At 69.3% G+C, this 19,147-nt stretch carries 14 protein-coding genes; 8 read left to right on the forward strand and 6 right to left on the reverse strand.

Annotated features, from left to right (window positions below):
- Positions 1 to 167: 167 nt before the first annotated feature.
- Together AB0B85_RS14170 and AB0B85_RS14175 are read left to right on the forward strand one after the other, a co-directional pair.
- Positions 168 to 794 carry a transposase gene (locus tag AB0B85_RS14170; protein ID WP_357407120.1) on the forward strand — a complete coding sequence of 209 codons (627 nt, stop codon included), beginning with the start codon at positions 168 to 170 and terminating at the stop codon, positions 792 to 794.
- Between the two features lie 986 nt (positions 795 to 1,780).
- Positions 1,781 to 2,278, forward strand: coding sequence for a hypothetical protein (locus tag AB0B85_RS14175; protein WP_357407349.1), 498 nt, complete (start codon positions 1,781 to 1,783; stop codon positions 2,276 to 2,278).
- 317 nt (positions 2,279 to 2,595) lie between these two features.
- Here AB0B85_RS14175 and AB0B85_RS14180 read toward each other — a convergent pair whose 3' ends face one another.
- The 6 genes from AB0B85_RS14180 to AB0B85_RS14205 form a co-directional block, all read right to left on the reverse strand.
- Positions 2,596 to 3,240 (reverse strand): hypothetical protein, encoded by a 645-nt coding sequence (locus AB0B85_RS14180; RefSeq protein WP_357407122.1) that lies wholly within the window; start codon positions 3,238 to 3,240, stop codon positions 2,596 to 2,598.
- A gap of 1,158 nt (positions 3,241 to 4,398) precedes the next feature.
- Positions 4,399 to 5,541 carry an ABC transporter ATP-binding protein gene (locus AB0B85_RS14185; protein WP_357407123.1) on the reverse strand — a complete coding sequence of 381 codons (1,143 nt, stop codon included), beginning with the start codon at positions 5,539 to 5,541 and terminating at the stop codon, positions 4,399 to 4,401.
- Positions 5,538 to 7,295 (reverse strand): iron ABC transporter permease, encoded by a 1,758-nt coding sequence (locus AB0B85_RS14190; protein WP_357407124.1) that lies wholly within the window; start codon positions 7,293 to 7,295, stop codon positions 5,538 to 5,540. The genes AB0B85_RS14185 and AB0B85_RS14190 overlap by 4 nt, the downstream gene beginning before the upstream one ends.
- Complete coding sequence (locus AB0B85_RS14195; RefSeq protein WP_357407126.1) at positions 7,292 to 8,359, reverse strand: ABC transporter substrate-binding protein; 1,068 nt, start codon at positions 8,357 to 8,359, stop codon at positions 7,292 to 7,294. Before AB0B85_RS14195 ends, AB0B85_RS14190 begins: the two co-directional genes overlap by 4 nt.
- 115 nt (positions 8,360 to 8,474) lie before the next feature.
- Positions 8,475 to 9,224, reverse strand: coding sequence for a response regulator transcription factor (locus AB0B85_RS14200; RefSeq protein WP_357407127.1), 750 nt, complete (start codon positions 9,222 to 9,224; stop codon positions 8,475 to 8,477).
- A complete protein-coding gene (locus AB0B85_RS14205; RefSeq protein WP_357407128.1) occupies positions 9,221 to 10,027 on the reverse strand; it encodes a HAMP domain-containing sensor histidine kinase in 807 nt (268 codons plus the stop codon). The genes AB0B85_RS14200 and AB0B85_RS14205 overlap by 4 nt, the downstream gene beginning before the upstream one ends.
- A gap of 386 nt (positions 10,028 to 10,413) precedes the next feature.
- On the opposite strand from AB0B85_RS14205, the gene AB0B85_RS14210 reads away from it, so the two are divergent.
- From AB0B85_RS14210 to AB0B85_RS14235, 6 genes are all read left to right on the forward strand, one after another.
- Entirely contained in the window at positions 10,414 to 11,088 is a 675-nt protein-coding gene (locus AB0B85_RS14210) for a sigma-70 family RNA polymerase sigma factor (protein WP_357407130.1), read from the forward strand.
- 69 nt (positions 11,089 to 11,157) lie between these two features.
- On the forward strand, positions 11,158 to 12,843 hold the full coding sequence (locus tag AB0B85_RS14215) for an RICIN domain-containing protein (RefSeq protein ID WP_357407132.1): 1,686 nt from the start codon (positions 11,158 to 11,160) through the stop codon (positions 12,841 to 12,843).
- Positions 12,844 to 12,880: 37 nt separating this feature from the next.
- Positions 12,881 to 13,630 (forward strand): zf-HC2 domain-containing protein, encoded by a 750-nt coding sequence (locus tag AB0B85_RS14220; RefSeq protein ID WP_357407134.1) that lies wholly within the window; start codon positions 12,881 to 12,883, stop codon positions 13,628 to 13,630.
- 156 nt (positions 13,631 to 13,786) lie between these two features.
- Positions 13,787 to 15,601 carry a S8 family serine peptidase gene (locus AB0B85_RS14225; protein ID WP_357407136.1) on the forward strand — a complete coding sequence of 605 codons (1,815 nt, stop codon included), beginning with the start codon at positions 13,787 to 13,789 and terminating at the stop codon, positions 15,599 to 15,601.
- Complete coding sequence (locus AB0B85_RS14230) at positions 15,598 to 16,377, forward strand: hypothetical protein (RefSeq protein WP_357407138.1); 780 nt, start codon at positions 15,598 to 15,600, stop codon at positions 16,375 to 16,377. Before AB0B85_RS14225 ends, AB0B85_RS14230 begins: the two co-directional genes overlap by 4 nt.
- Entirely contained in the window at positions 16,370 to 19,144 is a 2,775-nt protein-coding gene (locus AB0B85_RS14235) for a right-handed parallel beta-helix repeat-containing protein (protein ID WP_357407140.1), read from the forward strand. Before AB0B85_RS14230 ends, AB0B85_RS14235 begins: the two co-directional genes overlap by 8 nt.
- Positions 19,145 to 19,147: the final 3 nt, after the last annotated feature.

Raw genomic sequence — 19,147 nt, forward strand, 5'->3', positions numbered from 1 at the left:
TCTGGTCGTTCAGTGTCGCGGTCATCACGGCACCCTCCTCACCAGGCACAACGCCTGGTAGGTCAGTCCGGAAACACCGTTAGATCCATACTCCCACTGGTGTTAAACGATGGCTGCCACTGGCGTGGTGGCCATCGCTTTCTGTCTATTTTAGGTAGTTTGTTGGTGTGGCGTTGGGTGTGGCTTCACAGCAGTTGGACCTGCTGGATCCGGTGAGCCGTTTCTGCGGTGAGGCGTTGCTGGCGAGCTCGATCTTCGCGTTCCTGCGTCAGCATGGTGAGGCGTTGTTCCCGGACGGGCTGTTCACCGACCTGTTCGCGGCGGTGGGTCGCCGGTCGGTGCCGCCGTCGGTGGTGGCCACCGTGATGGTGTTGCAACGTCTCGAAGGGTTGTCGGACCGGGAGGCGGTGGACCGGTTCACGTTCGACGCTCGCTGGCGTTATGCCGCGGGGGTCGGTGGCTGGGACGGCGCGGGTCGGGTGGGGTTCGCCCACACGGTGCTGGTCGACATGCGGGAACGGTTGCGTCGTTCGGACCGGCCGGACCGGATCTTCGAGGTGGCGTTGGACGCCGCCCGGGCGGCTGGGTCGGCGGCGGGTCAATGGCTCCTTACCGCCTTGACCTGCGCACACTCCCCAGCCAGGCAACATAGAGAGTTGTCGACCGCTGTGCAGAACCGCAGAGCACTCCGGTGTGAAACAGGACGCTGCACCGACTCTGACCTGCGGCAACGTGGAGCTGCGGGCAGGGGTGGGTGCAGTTGCGGGCCGTGGGGTGCAGTTGGGTGCAGTTGAAAGCCGTTCAGTGCACCCTGTTGCTCCCCACCTGCTCCCCGAACCCCAGCTCGCAACCGGGCTGCGGCGGGCGACCGGCGATGGATCGTCCCGCAGTCGTTCCTCGCGGAATCGCGGACACTGGCCCGAGGTACGGCGATCGGAGAAGCCACCTCCCGCCGCTACGGCCATGGCTGACGGCCGGGCCTACCAGAATGCAGACCAGGAACAACCCCCGAGTTAACGGATTCCCCATCAGGTCTTGGACGCATTAACCTCGGAGGCCGGCCTGCCCAACGTGCGGCGCCGGTAGCGCACGTCACTGACCCAGGGATGGCAGCACCGTTCGAGCCGGGCCAGGCTCCGGGGAGCCCACTCACCGTGAGCGGGCTCCCGAAACGGCTGGAGTGATGAGCGGACCGTCGAGTGGCAGGGGCGCCAGATTCTGGCTGGGAAGCCCGACGGCGCTGCACGGATCAATCAGCGCTACTTCCAGCCCGAGCAAGGTGACCAGGGCGTGCGCCCACGCTCAGCTTGAGAATCGCGTTGATCTACATGGAGCGTAGCGACATTCTGGGGGCATGCGGCACGCGGTGTGTCTGCCTCGCCGATCGGGCACCCCCCGCTGCCCCATACTGACCGCTGCGTCGGGCGCGCTACGGGCAGGGTCATCTGACGTCGAGGAGGGTCGTCATGGCGTTGGTCAAGAAGGGCTCTCGGCTCATCACGGTTGACGGGGTCACCTACAGGTGGCGAGTGCGCCGCAAACCAACCTATGTCCAAGGGCTGTGTGAGCGACCGCTCGCTGTCGCTGTAGAACAGATCGATTGCAAGGGCAGGGTGTTGCTGGCCAGCATGCCCCAGGACCATCCAAGTAACTGGATCGGCGGGTCCGCAGTGCCCGTTCTCCCGTCGGCGGTCGCTGCGATCGTCCGCAAGGCATTGGCCGAGGGATGGCAAGCTACCCCGTCAGGCACAGCCTTTCTTATGACTGCGCCCGCGGGCTGATGACACGACGCCTCGGTGACCGGGCCACGTTCGCGGTGGAGATCGGCGGGGCCGAGCCGCAGCAACTCCGCGTCGTCGACCTGTGGGCGGCTGGCAAGAGGCTGACCACCGAGGACAACTACGCCTTCCTCCCGTCCTTCATCCGCGCTATGCGCTCGAGCGCGGGGCAGGTGCGCCGACGCGACGTCAAGCCCTGTCCGTTCCCGGGCCGCACACCTGAGGAGATCTTCCGGCTGCTCCAAGAAGACGACACGGAGTTTCGGGAGCAGTTCTGGTTCATGCAGTGGGGCGAGACGATCGACAACGTCTCCAAGTACGCCTACCTGGACGACGACCTAGTGATCGTCTTCGCGTTCTGGCGGCCAAACCATCCCTTTCCGGATGACCTGGGCAAGGCCTTCGTCGCCAGGATCCCACCGGAAGAGTTCGTGGCCACCGCTGAGGATGCAGCCGATCTGCTGGACGCTGAGTTGGTTAATGTCGACCCGCTCCGATGACTGGACCGCCATGCCCTACGGCGTCGAGATCACAGCGACTCCTTCGAGCGCCAGAACGTCTCGTCCCGTGACAAGGGCCGTGATGAGGATGCGGCGCGCGCATCACGGGTAGGCCTCCGCCTGCCGGCAACGCCGGCCCGAGGGTCGCGAGTTGATGAAGAAAGCCCGCTCGATATGCGTCAGGCGCTCCCACTCACGAAAGCTCACGAGCCGATCACCACCTGCTGCGCGGAACAAGATGACAAGCCAGGTGGCCACCCGCGCTGTCAGCGGCAGATCGGGATACCTCTGAAGTGCGCTGCTTCACGGTAGTCCAGCTATGCAGCCTCCATCGATCGGGCAGATACCTGCAAGTTCGTCCAGTCTCCCGCCGCCTGCTGGATTAGCTGCTTCAACCGCTCCTTGCCCTCCGTGTTGATGAGATCGAGAAAGCTCTCGCACTTGGTGAGGTCGCGGCCGTTCATGATGCAGATGACGATGCCGGTCACTTGCATGCCGCGGGCCACGGCGATGAGCTGTTCGTCGAAGGGCAGTGGAATTTTCTCGGCTGCTCTGGCCCCAAACACGCGGACGATCTCTGGCGCCTTCAGCTTGACGAGGATGTAGAAGAAGATGTCGCCCACGCGCGCATGCAGCCAGTCCTTGCCATCCAGCGCCATGCGAGCCAAGCGAGCCAACCACCTGCAGTTGCGCCCGATTTTGCGGTGAGCGAGCTGCGTCCAGACTTCCTCGCCGGCGTAGTGTGCGGCGCGTTTCTCGACGGCTGCGACGGCGCCGCTGGCGATGGCCACTTCGCAGATCTCGACTGCTTCGGCGATAAGGCGGCCGCGCGTGGCAGGAGCAACCCGTAGTCCCTGGCCCATGGCCGTTTCGGTGCGCTGCCGAGGCATTCGAGATCGAGCCGAGGATGGCTGGGCCTTGCGGCGTGCCTTCTTGGCTGGACGGTTGATGTACTCCGACATGCGGCCGCCGGGCGGCACCTCAGGCCGGCCGTGGTGGTCGCGACAGCGCTGACCTCGGCGGCTGACGAGACGTTGGCAGGCGCGGCCATCCTCGTCCCGTGGCGCACGGCATTTGATCTTTGGTTTCCGTGAGCTGCGGGACACTCACTCACGGTAGGAAACCGCGTGCGCCTCGTGATAGGCGTATCGGTGTCAGATCATGGATTCGCTTCCGTTAGCTGGACGTCCTGAGGGACGCGAGAAGCTGGTTTGCTTGGGCCAGCAAATGGCCGTACGTCATCACGCCGACGCTGGCACTTGCCGGACGACCCGACCGACTGGCCCGCGGTCGGTAAGGCTGGGCCGTCGGCCAACATTCGCTCCTCGGCTGCGAGAGCACCCGGACCCGACGAGCAGACACCTTTGGGTCCGCCGAAGAGGTCACCAGCCTGAAGAGCCAACTCAGGACGTAGCCCGTGGGATCGGTGTCTCGAATGACGGAACTACGGCGGAGTGCATCAAGCTCACCCGCAACCCTCCGCATCGACCTGCAGCACGGCTGCAGACACTGCCTAAGGCGAACCGAGACGCGGGCCGGCGCCAGCCATCCCGGGAGCAGCAACGCCTGACCGCTTCGACCTCTACTGGGAGGTCACGCCGCACCGCTCGATCTCCAACACCGCAGGTCAAAGCGCCTCGTCTCTGTCCGGCATCAGTGAGCACTTCGGGCGCGGAGACCTCTTCGCCAACCTGCACCCAATCTGCTCCCAGTTGCAAGGTCGGGGCACCTGGCAGCTCCTTACCGCTTTGACCTGCGCACATCCCACCGCCAGGCGAATAGAGCGTTGTCGGCTGCTGCGCGGAACCGCAGAGCACTCCGCGGGAAACAGGACGCCACACCCTCTGCCCCGTCGCTGCGGCGGCGACCCTCGGGGCCGACGCCGGCGACCTCGGCTCGGTGTGGATCAGCGGCCTCCTGGTTGCTGTCGCACTGCTCATCGCCCTGCCGCTCCGGCGATTCCTCACACCCCGCGCCGGTCGGGCGATCCGATGACGACTACCGCGCGAGGACGCCCTACGGCGCGCTCCCCGGCACGCATGCCGGTGGGCGCGGTGGCGACGATGACCGGTGACGGCCCGCCGGCAATCGGTGTGAAGGCCGGCGGGCTGCCACCACGTTCATTCCCGGTTCAGCAGGTACGCCCGGTCCGCGGCGATGGTCACGTCCACGTGGGTTCCCTCGGCCAGCGCGTCCCGGGGGTCCTTGCCCGACTCGGTCACCGTGACCGTGCCACCGGTCGTCTCCACCTCGTAGTCGATGCTCGGGCCGTGGAACGTCGACCGCAGCACCACACCCATGCCGGTCCCACCGTCGGTCACCGGCGACAACGTCACCGTCTCGGGACGGACCATGAGGTACGCGTCCCCCGACCCGGCTGCCACCGTCGAGTGGGCGGGCACGCTCAGCCGCCGGCCGAGCACCGTCACCGTCGCCTTACCGTCGGCGATGGTCTCCGGCACCGTCTCGATGAAGTTGGCCCGACCGATGAAGTCCGCCACGAAAACGCTGGCCGGGCGGGCGTAGATCTCGCCGGGCGTCGCCACCTGCTCGACCTTGCCCTTGTTCATCACCACGATCCGGTCGGACATGCTCATCGCTTCGTCCTGGTCGTGGGTGACGTAGATGCTGGTGATCCCGAACATCTTCTGGATGCGTCGGATCTCGGCCCGCATGGCGTCGCGCAGCTTCGCGTCCAGGTTCGACAGCGGCTCGTCGAACAACAGCACCTTCGGCTGCACCACCAGTGCCCGAGCCAACGCGACCCGCTGCTGCTGGCCGCCGGAGAGCTCGTGCGGGCTGCGGTCCTCCAGCCCGACCAGGTTCATGCTGGTGACCGCCATCCGCATGCTCTCGGCGATGTCGGCCTTGCTACGCCGTTGCAGCCGCAGCCCGTACGCGATGTTCTGCGCGACGGTCATGTGCGGGAACAGGGCGTAGCTCTGGAACACCATCGCCATCGGCCGACGCTGCGGCGGCATGTCGTCGATGGTCTTGCCGTCGAGCAGGATGCTCCCGCTCGTGGCGTCCTCGAAACCCGCCACCATGCGCAGCGTGGTGGTCTTGCCGCAGCCCGACGGACCCAGCAGGGTGATGAACTCCCCCGGCAGAACGTCGAGCGAGACGCTGTCGACCGCGGTGACGTCCCCGGTACGGCTGCGGAAACGCTTGGTCAGGGCCTCGAGTTGCAGACGTCCGGTGCTGGCCTCACCACGTCCGGCGGGGGCGAGCGCAGCTGCCTCGGTGGGCGCGGCGACGGTCATCGTTTCGGCCTTTCAGACTTGGCGGTGCGGTGCAGTGCGGCGCCCCCGCCGACGAGCAGTCGGATGATCCCGAAGGCGACCAGGACGAGCGCGGTCAGCACCGTGCAGTAGGCGAACGCCACCCCGTACCGGCCGGTGCTCGCGGCGCTGAGCACCTGCGACGTGATGATCTTCGTCTCGGGCGTGACCAGCAGCACGATTGTCGACACGGAGGTCATGCTGCGGGCGAAGCTGTAGCTCAGCCCGGTGAGCAGAGCCGGCTTGATCAACGGCAGGGTCACCCAACGGAACGTCTGCAGCGAGTTCGCCCCGAGGTCGGTCGACGCCTGCTCGATCTGCGGATGCAACTGGGTCAACGCGCCGACCGCCGTCCGTTGCCCCGCCGGCACGCTACGGATCACGAACGCCACGACGATTGCCATCGCGCCGGCGAAGACCGCGCTGCCGCCCACCAGGCTGGGGAACACCAGATAGTCGCCGATGTACCGCTCGGGCCGGTAGGCGAGGACGAAGCCGATGCCCAGCACGGTGCCCGGCACGGCGACACCCAACGTGCCGCCGAGGTCGAGCAGCCAGGCCGTACGCCGCAGGTGGCGAACCACCAGCCAGGCGATGAGCAGACCGAGGAGGGCGGCGATCGGAGTGGCGATGACCGCGAACGTCAACGTGTCGAGGACAGCCTCCACTCCCACCCCGAGCAGTACCTCCTTGAGGTAATCGAGGGTGAAGGTGTTGTCCACGCCGAACACCTTTGTCACCGAGCCGAGGATGACAGTGCTGTAGATGCTCACGATGATCGCGGCGGCGAACAGCGCCAGGGCGTACACCGGCCACCGGCTCCAGCCGGTGATCAGGTGCACGGAGCCGGACGGTCGCCCGGTGATGGTGGTGCGCACCTTGCGGTTGAGCCACCACCGCTGGCCGAAGTACATCGCCAGGGACGGCACCAGCAGGATCACGCAGTAGACGGCGGCGCTGGTGGTGTCGTACTCGCCGGTCACCGCCAGGTAGGCGCGGCTCGCCAGCACGGTGTAGTCGCCGCCGAGCACCAGCGGATTCGCCAAATCGGCGATCGCCTCCACGAACAGCAGCAGGAACGGCGCGACGAGCCCGGGAGCCAGCAGCGGCAGGATCACCCGGCGCATGATCTGCCAGCGACTGGCACCCATGTTCATGGCCGCCTCCTCGAGCGCCGGATCCAGGCCTCGCATCATGCCGAGCAGGCCCAGGTACGCCACCGGGAACAGCGACAGTGACAGCACGAACACCAGGCCGTCGAGGCCGTAGATGTCGTACTCCAGGCCGAACAGCCCGTTGCTGATGACACCGCGCCGGCCGTACAGCACCACAGTGGCGGTGGCGACCGCGAACGGCGGGCTGACGATCGGCATGAGGGCGATGAGGTGCAGGATCTTCTTGCCCGGCACGTCGAGTCGGGCCTGGACGAACGCGAACAGGAACCCCAGGGCGGTGCCGCACAGGCCGACCAGCGCCCCGAGCACCAACGTGTTGCGCAGGATGCCCAGGTCGACGGAGGAGGTGAAGAACTCGGCGTAGCGGGACAGCGCGTCCGGCGCGAAGGCCGTGGCGAGCACCGCCACGAGCGGGATCACCGCGCCGAATCCCACCACCGCCGCGCAGACTCCGACAAGGATCCGCAGCCCCGGGGCGAGCCGGCGGCGCCGCCGACGTGGCGCGACCGTCTCGGGTGGGGTCGGGGTGATCACCCCGGGATCGGACAACAACGTGGTCATGACTTCGGCGCCTGCGCGACCTCGGAGTCGAACCGCTTGTTGAGCGCCGTCTTCGCCTTACCGGCGGCCACCGCGTCGTACTCCACCATCTCGATGCCGGAGAGCGGGACGACCTTGTCCGACACCTTCGCGGCCGGGTTCGTCGGGAACTGGTACGCCTTGACGCTCGGGCCGATTTCCTGCGCCTCAGTGGTGAGAGCCCAGTCGACGAACTTGCGGGCGCTGGTCGGGTTCTTGGCATTCTTCACCACGGCGACACCGCCGGTCTCGTAACCGGTGCCCTCCGCCGGGAAAGTCAGCCTCAGGTCGGGGAAGCCGGCCTCCATGGTGGCCACACAGTCGTGCGCGAAGATGACACCCACCGCGACCTCACCACGGGCGGTCATCTGGGCGGGCGCCGAGCCGGACTTGGTGTACTGCAGGACGTTCGGGTGCAGCTTGCGCATGTAGTCCAGCGCCTTGGCCTCGTCGCCGCCCGCCAGCTGCACCTGGGTCCAGAGCGTCGTGTACGCGGTGCCGGAGGTAGACGGGTGCGCGATGCCGATGTCCTTGGCGAGCTTCTGGTTGAGCAGGGCCGTCCACGAGTCGGGAAGCCCGACTCCCCGCTCCGTCAGCAGCTTGCTGTTGCTGCAGAAGCCCAGGGCGCCCACGTAGACGCCGGTCCAGGTGCCCTGCGGGTCCTTGTACTTGGCCGGGATGACACCCGCGTTCGGCGAGACGTAGGGCTCCAGGAGGCCTTCCTCGCCGGCGGAGGCGTACCCGTCGGCGGGCCCGCCGTACCACACGTCGAACTCCGCGTTGCCCTTGCCGGCCTTGATACGGGCCAGCGCCTCGCCGCTGGAGAGCCGCACGAAGTCGGCCTTCACCCCCGTGGTCTCGGTGAACTTCTTCGTGGTCGCCGCGCACCAGTCCTCGGTGGCGCCGCACACCACGTGCACCACACCGCTGTCCTTGCTGGCCTCGGCGCCACCCTCGCGGGCGCAGCCGGCCGCGCCCAACAGCAGCGAGGCCGCCATCGCTGTCGCCAGCAGTGTGCGGTTGCCCCGTATCGTATTCGTCCTCATGACGTGGTCTCCCCTACTGAAGCCACCCGGATCAATGCAAGTGGTGTGACGGCCACGTTAAGTGCGTGTGAACGACGCTCCGGTGACGGCGGCGTAAGTAATGGTGACGCCGCCGTCACCTAGCCGCCGGGGAGTCGTCCCCGGCCCCGGCGGCCCCGGCGGCCATCTCGGGCATCAGGTAGCCGACCCCCCGCAGGGTGCGCACGTACGCCGATCCGTTCGGTATCCCGGCGAGCCGGGAGCGCAGCCGGTACACCGCGGACTTCACCACGTCACGTCCGCCGATCAGGTCCGTGGTGCCCCAGACCTCCCGCAGCAGGTCCTGCCACGACTGCGGCACGCCGCGGCGCACCGCCAGGTGGTGCAGCAGCTTGAACTCGTTGTACGGCAGGTCGAGCCGGTGCTGCGCCAACGTCGCGGTCTGGGTGGCCGGCTCGATGACCAGCTCACCGACCCGGACCGTGGTGCCTGCCCCCCGGCGGCGACGCACCAGCGCCTGCGCCCGCAGCGCCACCTCCCGGGGGTGGAACGGCTTGGTGACGTAGTCGTCGGCGCCGTGCTCCAGCCCGGCGATGATGTCGTCACGCTGGGCCAGCGCGGTGAGGAACATGATGGGCGCCTCAGAGCGCGCGCGAATCCGCTGGCACAGGGCCAGCCCGTCCATCGTGGGCATCATGACGTCCAGCACCACGAGGTCCACCGAATGCGTCCGCAGCAGGTGCAGGGCGGTAGCGCCATCGTGGGCGGCGAGGACGGTGAAGCCCTGGGTCTGGAGTGCGAACTCCACGATGATCGTCATCTGCGGCTCGTCGTCGACCACCAGCGCGGTGGGCCCGCTCCCGGGCTGCTCGCCGGCGCGCGTCACGACCGGTCCGGCAGGGTCAGGAGGATGGTGGTCCCCCGGGTCGACGCCGTGTGCACCATGATTTCGCCTCCGTGCAGTTCCACGATGGTCTTCGTGATCACCAGGCCGAGGCCGGTGCCGTCGGCCAACGGCCGACCGGTGGCGAAGCGGTGGAACAGGCGTTGCCGCTCCGCCCGACTCATGCCCGCGCCGTCGTCGGTCACGTACACCGCCACGCCATTGTCGATCAGCATGACCCGAACATCGAGGTTCCCGCCGGTCGTGGTGAACCGGCTCGCGTTCGACAGCAGGTTGGTCAGCGCCTGGGTCAGCAGCATCGGGTCTGCCCGGATACGCGGCATCACCTGTGGCATGTCGAGGCTGATGCGCTGCTGCCGCTGCACACACAGCGGTCGCATCGCGGTCACCACCTCACGCACCACCACCGACACGTCCACCTTCTCCAGGTGTGGTGTGAACAAGCCGGCTTCGATCTTGGCCTGGATCAGTAGGCTCTCGCACAGCCCGATGACCTGCGTGCACTGCTGATCCAGGACCTGCAGGAAGCGGGCCTGGGCGGCTGTCAGTGGCCCGGGGGTGCCCTCCCGCAACAGGTCGACCGCACCCTTGATCATGCTCAACGGGGTCCGCAGCTCATGGCTCAGCGCGGTCACCTGCTCCGCCCGCCGCTCCACCAACTGTTCGAGCTGCGCCAGCTCGTTGCTCCTCGCGGCGGCCGTCCGACGCACGCTCAGCGCCATGATCGATGCGCCGAGGACGCCGCCGACCACGAAGGTCACCGCCAGCACCCAAGCGGTGCCCATGCTCGGCCCTCCTCCCGTCGGTGGCCCGCTCGAAACGATCGCGCTCCGACAGGGACGCGGCAGATGTCGGGACCGTGCGTACAGCCGAGTGAACAGTCGACGTTACCGCCGAGTGAACATCGGACGTAGATTAGCTTGCCCCGGGCAACGGCCCGGCGGGCGCGTGCACGGCACAGTTCACGCTGGTCGGGTGCCGTCCCGGCGGGCTGCCCAGCAACCGGACATCCCCCGAACTAGTCGTCACGCTCCGTGAATCATCGGCGGATGACGCCACGCCACCCACCCCTCGCCGCGATCGATGAACAGCCCAGATACCCGCCGGCCCGACTGCCACCGGCAGTGTCGCTGAGTAGACAATCGGCAATCTCGGTGTAAGTCTTTGCCGCGTGCGACCCTCCCCAGAAGTCAGCGGTGCCGGCGGCACGGCAGCTGACGCCGAGTCCCCTGCGGACGGTCTGGGTGCGAGCAAGGACCGCGCCGAAGACGCCGACGCTCTGCGGCATCTACAGCAGGTCCACGCGCCCGTCCTGCTGAGCTTCATGACCCGCCTGACCAGGGGCGACGTTCACCGCGCCGAGGACATCGTGCAGGAGACGGTGTTGCGGGCCTGGCGGAATCCGGAGGCGCGTAACGCCGAGGGGCACTGGAACCGGGCCTGGCTGTTCACCGTGGCCAAGCGCATCCTGATCGACCAGGTGCGCTCCGCCGACGTCCGGCCGGCCGAACTGCCGGTCGGTTACATCGACGACCACGCGCAGCCGGACGACGCCATCGAGCGCCTCCTCGACGCGCGTGAGGTCCGGGCCGCGCTCGACTCCCTGCCCGAGCGGCTGCGCATCACGCTTGTCGAGATCTTCTTCCGGGAACGGTCGGTGGCCGAGGCCGCCGACGCGCTCGACGTCCCGGCCGGCACCGTCAAGTCACGCACCTTCTATGCGCTTCGGGCCATGCGAGAGGCCCTCGTCAGCCGTGGGTTCGACTTCGGCGCCACAGGCGAACGACGGTCGACCGGCAACGGCGACGCGGGCGAGGCGGGCCCAAGAAAATCCAAGAGGCTGTGAACCGGGGCAGCTGCCCAGCCGTCATGTGCACGACACGTGCCCACCCCATTGAGCGTAAGAGTTGAGTCGATGAAAGCAACCGCAAGTGGCCAGCGCCGCCCGTGGCGACGGCTCATCTCGTCGACGCGTAGGCGCGCCGAGATCGTGGCCCTGGTCGGCATCATCCTGGCGTCCGGGGCCGTCGGTTTCGAACTGGCCGCCACCGCAGACCCGGACAAGCTGGTCGGCGAGCCCGTTCCCGACGGTGACGTGCCCGCCATCGTGGAGGCGGCCCTGTCCTGCCCCGCCCTCAACCCGCCGAAGATCGCCGCACAGATCATGGCGGCGTCCGGCTTCAAGACCAGCCCCGACAAGATCGCCGGTCTCGACCAGGCGGCCTGGGAGAAGTGGCGTCCCTCGTCCGACGCCAGTCGCGCCGATCGGCGGGCGAACATCGTCGCGCTGGGTCACCGGACCTGCGAGAACGTGGGCCACCTGCGCTCCACCGACCTCGATGGTGACCTCTGGCCGGCCGCCATCGCGGCGGAGCGGACCGGAATCAAGGCGGTGCTCGACGCGCGCGGCGTCCCGACCGATGCCAAGTCCTACGTCGACAAGGTGAAGGCGTACGCGGCCTGGTACGCCGAGCAGCCGCAGTTCTCCGAGAAGGCGGTGACGAACTCGGCCGCCTCCGGGGCTGCCGGGGCTGCCGGGGAACTCAAGGTGCCCGACGCTCTCGTCCAGCCGATCCAAACCGCCGGAAAGATCTGCCCGCAGATCACATCGGCCCGGATCGCGGCACAGCTGCGGACACTGTCCGGCTTCGACGTGAACAAGCGCACGTCGGATCGCCAGGGTGTCGCCCAGTTCACGTCCGCTCTGTGGGAACAGTACCAGCCGGGCGAGAAGACGTCGGTATGGCGACCCGCGGATGCCATTCCGGCACTCGGCATCGCCATGTGCGACATGGCGCAGCAACTGTCCGAGCTCAACGGCGAGGACCCGTACCGCCTGGCGCTGAGCGCGTACCAGTGGGGAATCGACCCGGTGCGGCGCGCGGCCGGGCTCCCCCGCGTCAACGTCACCCAACTTGCCGACGAGGTGCCGAGGCACATCGCCGAGTACGAGAAGGACAGCCGGCTCTCCGTCCCCGCGACGAAGCCGAGCCCCACCGTGACGCCGAGCCCCACCGTGACGCCGAGCCCCACGCCGTCGGCGAGCCGGAGCGTGCAGGCCTCGCCGAGCACGAGCACGTCTGCCCAGCCCAGCAAGAAGCCCCAGGGCCTGAAGCTGTTCGCGTACGAGGCGGGCGCAACATACCGCCTCGAGAACCCGTGGGCGGCCAATTCAATCGTGGAAATCCCGGGCATCAACATGCTCGTGCAGCCCGGTAGCCGGCTGGAACTGTGGAAGGACGAAGGGTACGCGGACCAACGTTGGCGGCTCTACCCGGCGCCGGACAAGCGGCACGTCATCATCGCGAGCGCGTGGAACAATATGGCCCTGTCCGTGCAGGACCGTTCCCTGCAGAAGGGGGCGAAGATGGCGGTGTACGAGCGTGACGACAACGACGAGAATCAGCAGTGGCTGCTGGAGGACGTCGGCGCCGGGAACGTGGTCATGACCAACCGTCGCAGCGGCTTCGTGATGGAGTTGCTGGGCGCGGACCTGGGACCGACGAGGGACAACGGCACCACCTGGAACGGATACTGGATCCAGCAGTTTGACCGCCAGGACAACCAGAGAGACCAGAAGTGGCGATTCGTGAAGCAGTGACGCCGCCCGAACGCTACGGACCGGGAAGCTGAGCGGCGTGCCGGACCTACCCGCCCTGGGCGACCATGTGACGGACCTGCTGGGTCCGCACTACATGGGTGTCCTCGATCCGGTCGACAGTGACGCCGTCGACCGCCACCTGCGCGACTGCGCGCAGTGCCGGGTGACGGCCCGCGAGGTGTGCGAGGTCGTCGCTGCCCTCGCGCTGCTCAGCGAGGATGTGGTTGTCGAGGAGGCGCCGCCGGTCACCCGGCCGGCGGCGCCCACTGCCCGCAGTGGTGGGTCCGGCACGGTCCGGCCGGCCGCCCGGCGTCCGGTGGACACCGGGCCCGGGCGGCAGCCGCGCCCCCGGCGGCAGCGGCTCGCGCTGATGCGGGCCGGTCTTGCGCTCGCGGTGGTGCTGTTCGTCGGCTTCGGTGCCCTCTTCGTTCTGGATCGGATGGGTGATGAGGCCGGGCCGGAGGTGGTGACGGTCGCGGCGAGCGGGAGCGAACCGCGCACCGGTGCGACGGCCTCGGTGTTCGCGTCGGAGACCGACAGCGGAGTACACGTGCAGGTCACGGCCACCGGCCTGCACGCCGGCACCGGCTACCAGCTGTACGCGGTGACGCTCGACGGCCAGACGCGCGAGATCGCATCGTGGACCGGCACCGACACGGTGCAGGAGGTGGCCGGTGACCTGCCGGTGACCCTCGGTGATCTGGCATTCGTGACGATCAGCGTCGCGAACGGCGCACCGGCGGTCACTGTGCAACTTCCGCAAGCCGCGCCCACGACACCGCGCTGAGGTACGCCGCCTTCGCACCTGGCGACCGCCGGACGGCGGCGTGTCACGACGGGATCACGATGCCGCCGCGGATTGCGTCCGGCCGTGAACCACTGTGCCCTCTCGGCCGTCGTGTGTGCAGATCCGCCCTGGGCGACGACTAAAGGGAAGTAGCGAATGTTCTGGATCACCCGTTCGGCACGTGGTGCCTGCCTCGCGGTGTTCGTCATGGTGGCTCTGATCGTCGGAGCCGTGAGCCCGGCCTCGGCCGCCGACGAATACGTCAAGTTCTATGCCGTCGGGTCGTCGTACCAGGGAGAACCTGAGAACCTCACGAGCATCGCCGCCCGATTCCTCGGTGACGGGAAGCGGTCCGTCGAGATCCGCAACCTCAACACCGGCCGCCGGCAACCTGACGGCGGCACTCTCAAGGACCCGGGCGAGTTGCGGGCCGGCTGGCTGCTGGTGCTGCCCTGGGACGCCGTCGGCGAGGGCGTCAAGTACGGTGTGCTGCCCGACAAGGCGCCGGCCGCGCCGGTCAAGCCGCTGCCCGGCAAGGCTGGGGCCACGCCCACCGCCAAGGCGCGGCCCAGCGTGCCGCCCGAGCGCGTCTCCGGTGCCGCCACGGTCCCGAGCAAGGCACCGACACAGCCCCGTGTGAAGGCGGGGCAGTGTGCGACCACTGCGGCATCGAGCGGTCGCTCCGACTGGGCGAGCCTCCGCCTGGCCGCCGACCAGGCCTGGCCGCAGAGCCGCGGCAAGGGGCAGCTTGTGGCGATCATCGACTCCGGTGTGGACGGCAGCCTCTCGGCACTCAGTGGCCACGTGGCCGTCGGCATGGACATCGTCAGCGGCAGCGGCCGCGGCGACACGGACTGCCTGGGCTCGGGCACCGCGATGGCCGGTCTGGTGGTCGGCCAGCCCACCAAGGGCGGTGACGTCAAGGGCGTCGCCCCGGACGCCACGGTGATGCCGGTCCGGGTCGTGGGCAAGGACGCCAAGGCCCAGCCTGCCGACGGAGCCGCGGCCATCGAGGCCACCGTCGAGGCGGGTGCGACAGTCATCGCACTGGGCAACTTCGTCGACACCAGTAAACCCGAGGTGGCGAAGGCGATCATGGCGGCGGTGGCCCGAGACGTCGTCGTGGTGATCGGTGCCGCACGTGCCTCGGTACCGGTCGACCCGGACGCGGAGATCGGCCCCGGTGTGCTGCGGGTGGGTGGCGTGGCCGTCGACGGCCAGCGAGCCGCCGACTATCGCGGTGGTGGCATCGACGTGGTCGCCCCGGGTGTCAACGTGAGCAGCGTCGGGATCACCGGGGTCGGCGCCGTCGCGGGCAGCGGCACGCAGTACGCAGTGGCGTTTGTCGCCGGCGCCGTCGCGCTGGTCCGGGCCGCGTACCCGGACCTGAGCCCGGAGCAGGTCGCCCACCGCCTCCAGGTGACGTCGGACAAGATGGGCGACAGCGCACAGCCCGACGGCCGGTACGGCTGGGGCATGATCAATCCCGCTGCCGCAGTCACGAAGGTGCTGCCCGAGGAGGCCGAGGCGGCCTCGTCGGGGCGGGAATCGGGCGGACGGCTCACCTCCAGCAGCTCTGGCGGACGGTCCACGTTGCTGGCCATCGTGGCGCTGGTCGCGCTCGCGGCGGCGGTGCTGCTCGTGTTCCGGATCCGCCGGCTGCTGCGCGACGAGACCGCGGACGACGAGGACGACGGTGACGACGACGGCCCCCGTCCGGTGACCGCCGCACCGCCGGTGCGCAGCGGCGCCCTGCCGCCGGCCTCCGTGCCCCGGGCGCCGTCGGTCTCCCGTCAAGCGGACGGTGACCCGCCGCCTCCGGACGGCGGGAAGCTCGACCCGGACGACCAGCAGGCCGACAGCACGACGCCCGTGGCCAGCGACGGACCGGGAACCCGGGCGGAGACCGTGGCACTGCCGAAGGCGTCGATCGGAGCCAAGTCGTCCCAGCAGCGTCCCGACGCGCCGTGACCGGCACTCGCTCCGGGCCGCCGGTGGTGATGCCGCCGCGCGACCCTGGTGCCCCGTCCGCCAAGCTGACCCAGCGCAACGAGTTCGTCCGGGCGTTCGTCGAGCACGCGGCCGAGGTGCCGGCCAGTGAGCGCTTCATGGTGCGCTGGCCGACGCTGATGACCGTGACGGCGACGGTCGCGGTCGTCACGATCGTGGTGGGTGTCTTCTGGAGCCTGATCCGTCCGCTCAAGCCCGGTGACCGGCGGCCCGACGGCCAGTCGGTCACCCCCCACTCGGCGCGAGTCGACAAGTGGTCCGCGGTCGCGGGCTGGGACTGCGCCCCGGTGCCGGATCGGGGATTCACCGCGGAGGGACGCGACGGCGACTGGCGGACCGTGGGATCCGGCGGGTGGGCGCAGGACGGCTGCCGCGGCATGTACGCGACCGCGCCGCTGCGGGCCATGCAGGGCGAGAACAGCGGGCAGTCGGCGCTCTGGAGGTTCCAGCCCCCCAAGGGGACGAGGGCATGCCGGATCGCCGTACACGTACCGGAGGCGTCCCCGGGTGTCCTCCGCGCCGGCGAGGTCGCCTACTCGGTCCTGCCCGGTGCCGGTAGCGTCGAGTACGCCCATTTCACTGTCGACTTCGGCACCCAGGCCGGCCGCTGGGTCGACGTCGGCTCGTTCCCCGTCAACCAGACCGAGCTCGCTGTACGCCTGGATCCCGCGCGGAGCCGCGGCGAACGCGACAGCCGGCTGATGCTGGGCCAGCTGAAGGTGGACTGCGGTGGGTGACGGTCCGGGTCGGATGATGGCAGCGAGCACCGAGTCCGGCATCACCACGAGCGGACGGGTGGAACGCGTTTCGACGCGCGGCTGGGGTCGGCACCGGTCGATCGGTGCGGCGGTCCGGGCCGCCAAGGACGGCACCCTCGTCACTGTGGCGCCCGGCGTATACCGGGAACGGCTGGTGCTCGATCGGTCGGTCACGATCGTGGCCGAGGACGGCGGCGGGGCCGTCGAGCTGGTCTGCCCGGACGGTCCCGCGCTGGCGGTGCGCTCCGGGAACGCGGTGGTGCGGGGCCTGACGGTACGCGGAGCACGGGCGGACACGGTCGCCGTCGAGGTGACCGCCGGGCACCTCACCCTGGACGACGCGGTGGTAACCGGCGGTTCGGTCGAGGCGAGCGGCGGCGCGCGGGTGACGTTGCGCCAATGCGTCGTCTCCGACGCTGCGGTGACCGGCCTGGCCACGCGGGACGGCGCTCAACTCAGGGCGTACGACCTGCGGGTGGAGCGGGTGGACGGCATCGGGATCGCGGCCAACGGCAGCGCCCGGGTGGAGCTGTCCCGGGTCGTCCTGCACGCCGTCACGAGCGTCGGCGTACGGGTCGGCGGCAGCGCGACGGCCGTGCTCGAGCATTGCGATATCGGGCACGTGGGGCTGGCCGGTGTCGAGGTGACCGAGGCCGGGCAGGCGCAGCTGCGGGACACCGCCGTCCACGACCTGGCCGGGGACGGCATCCACGTCCATGACGGCGCTTCCTTCGCGGCCGGCTGGTGGCTGCCGCTGCCGCCGCTGAAGATGCCGGACGCGAGCACCGGGGACGCGGGTGCCGTCGGCGGGGTGCGGTTGGAACGCTGCCAGGTCAGCCGCGCCGAGGGCGTCGGTATCCGGCTCGGTGGCACCGCCCAGCTGCTGCTCTCCGACTCCCAGGTGGAGCGGGCCGGCACGGCGGGCATCCTCGCGGCGGACGGGTCCCGCGCCGGACTCACCGACGTCCGGATCACCGACAACGCACAGACCGCACTCGCCGTCTGTGACGACGCGGAGGTCCGGGTCGCTGGCGGCAGGCTCCACGATTCGGCCGCCAACTCCCTGTACGCCTCGGGTGGGCGGGTCCTGCTGCGCGACTGCGAGCTGCGCCGGTCGGGTCGCAGCGCCGTGCACATCCTCGGTACCGCCTCGGTGGCGCTCTCGGACTGTGTCGTCGCTGGGACCCCGGAGATCGGCATCCGGGCGGTGGACCGGTCGCTGGTACGGGTGCGTGGCGGTGCGGTGGAGGCCGCGGAGCTACGCGGAGTACAGATCAGTGACACCGCGGACGCGGTGCTCGAGGGTCTGACGATCACCGGCGGCAAGGTGGGTGTGCACCTGGACACGCCGCACCGCTCGCTGCTGCGGGACTGCGACATCCGCGACGCCGCGCAGACCGGTGTGGAGATCGCCGCCGGCACCGCGCCGACCCTGCAGAACATCCGTATCACGGGCTGCGGCGCGGCCGGGATCTTCCTGGACGAGGGAGCCGAGCCGCTACTGGAGGACTGCACCGTGGCCGGCGCCGGCGGCAGCGGTCTCGCCGTCTGGGGCGGGGCCCGACCGGCCGTTCGCGGGCTACGGGTGACGGACTGCCGCAAGAACGGGATCTACTTCGACGCCGGCGCGCACGGCAGGGTCGTGGACTGCGAGGTGTCCGGCACGGAGTATCCGGCGATCTACGTGGGCTCCGGTGCGGATCCGACCCTGGTGCGCTGCCACGTCCACCACGCCGACGAGGACGTGAGTCAGGCCGACGACGCCGCCGCGACGTACGAGGACTGTTGGAGCACCGACGTCGTTGCGGCGACCTTCCCGGCCTCCGGCGCCGCAGCGACCCGCGGGCTGCCCGCCGCCGGGTGGGAGGGCCGGCGCGCGGCGGACAGGCCGACGGGGGTGGCCCGCGATTCACGAAAGCCGGGGGACCTCGACCAGTTGCTCGCCAGACTCGACGGCCTGGTCGGGCTCACCCGGGTCAAGCAGGACGTGGGCACGATGGTGAAGCTGGTGCAGATGGTCAAGCGTCGCCGCGAGGCCGGGCTGTCGCCGCCGCCGATGTCGCGGCACCTGGTCTTCGCCGGCAACCCGGGCACCGGCAAGACCACAGTGGCGCGGCTGTACGGCCAACTCCTCACCGAGCTCGGCATGCTGACCAGCGGCCACCTGGTCGAGGTGGACCGGGGCACGCTAGTCGGCGAGTACGTGGGGCACACCGCACCCAAGACGCAGGCGGCGTTCCGCCGGGCCCTGGGCGGGGTGCTGTTCATCGACGAGGCGTACGCGCTGGTGCCGGACGGGCAGGGCAGCGACTTCGGCCACGAGGCGATCTCCACGCTGGTGAAGCTCATGGAGGACCACCGCGACGAGGTGGTGGTCATCGTCGCCGGTTACCCGGGGCACATGCGGCACTTCATCGCCGCGAACCCGGGCCTGTCGTCGCGGTTCTCCCGCACCTTGACCTTCGACGACTACTCGGCCGAGGAGCTGGCGCAGATCGTCGAGGTCCAGGCCCGGGAGCACGACTACCGGCTGTCCGACGAGGCCCGCGCGGCACTCGCCGACTACCTGGCGACGGTCGATCGCGGCGAGGGCTTCGGCAACGGCCGGTTCGCCCGCAAGCTCTTCCAACAGATGACCGAGCAGCACGCCGGACGGGTCACCGCGCTGTCCGACCCGACCGACGAGCAGCTGAGCACGCTGGAGCCCAGCGATCTCGTCGACGCCGACATCGACGCCCGGGGCTGAGGA

The organism is Micromonospora sp. NPDC049044, assembly GCF_040649215.1.
GTDB lineage: Bacteria > Actinomycetota > Actinomycetes > Mycobacteriales > Micromonosporaceae > Micromonospora.